Source organism: Thermoflexus hugenholtzii JAD2 (genome assembly GCF_900187885.1).
GTDB classification, from domain to species: domain Bacteria; phylum Chloroflexota; class Anaerolineae; order Thermoflexales; family Thermoflexaceae; genus Thermoflexus; species Thermoflexus hugenholtzii.
This window is the reverse complement of record NZ_FYEK01000064.1, coordinates 1-230: the sequence shown is the minus strand read 5'-3', so window position 1 is coordinate 230 and position 230 is coordinate 1. Positions and strand designations below refer to the sequence as shown.

Annotated in this window: 1 protein-coding gene; it reads left to right on the top strand. The window is 69.1% G+C overall.

Features of this window, described 5'->3' with window-relative positions; all coding sequences use genetic code 11:
- Positions 1–40 precede the first annotated feature (40 nt).
- A complete protein-coding gene (locus CFB18_RS16610) occupies positions 41–217 on the top strand; it encodes a hypothetical protein (RefSeq protein ID WP_088572080.1) in 177 nt (58 codons plus the stop codon).
- Positions 218–230 lie beyond the last annotated feature (13 nt).

Sequence of the window (230 nt, the reverse complement as noted above, 5' to 3'; positions counted from 1 at the left end):
TCCGCAGAACACGTCCCGGGCGTGTCCGGTATGCGGCAAGGTGGGTGAAAGGCTAAGGGGACACGTCCTGACGTGCCCTTGCGGGGTGAGGATGAGCCGTCACGCGGCGGCGGCGGTGAACATCGCCCGCAGGGGGGTGGAATTCCTCGGGGGCTTGGGCCTTCGAGGCAGGGGTCGGTGGGCAACCCCGGTGGCCGGTCCTCTGGCCTCGGGCTAAAACCCAAGGCCAC